This is a genomic window from Labrys sp. LIt4, assembly GCF_017813775.1.
GTDB classification, from domain to species: Bacteria; Pseudomonadota; Alphaproteobacteria; order Rhizobiales; family Labraceae; genus Labrys; species Labrys okinawensis_A.
The window spans coordinates 1-422 of sequence record NZ_JAGIPY010000060.1 but is presented as its reverse complement, the minus strand read 5'-3'; the positions used below and the strand labels follow the sequence as shown (position 1 = coordinate 422).

At 72.0% G+C, this 422-nt stretch carries 1 pseudogene; it reads right to left on the bottom strand.

Features of this window, described 5'->3' with window-relative positions:
• Positions 1-422: pseudogene (locus J8I29_RS29690) on the bottom strand (hypothetical protein); the annotation flags it as partial.

Genomic DNA, 422 nt, shown 5'->3' with positions numbered 1-422 from the left:
GCAGAGACCTTCGCCGTACCGACTTGCTCGGTCTGGATCGCTCCGACGCTGGTGTTGTGGGTGAGGCCGGCGAGCATGTTGTACATGCCGGGGCCGATCAGACCGCCAAGAGAGCCGAGTGCGGATGTGCCGGCGGCCGCCATGGGGGCACCGCCCTGGCTGAGCAAGGTCGAGGGGGCCACGGAGGTTGCGGCCGATAGCGCGCCGTCGAACTTGCCCGTCACGGCGCCGAGCGCCGCCGAGGCGAGCACCGAGCCGAAGCTGCCGGCAATGCCACCCTGGTTGGCGGCGCCTGCCGGGGCTACAGCCGGGGCGACGGCAGCCACGCCCTTGAGGACAGCAGCGGCAGGACTCGCCCCACCTCCACCACCAGCGGCAGCGCCAAGCCCGGCGGTTGCCGCCGATGTCACCGCAGTGGCTGC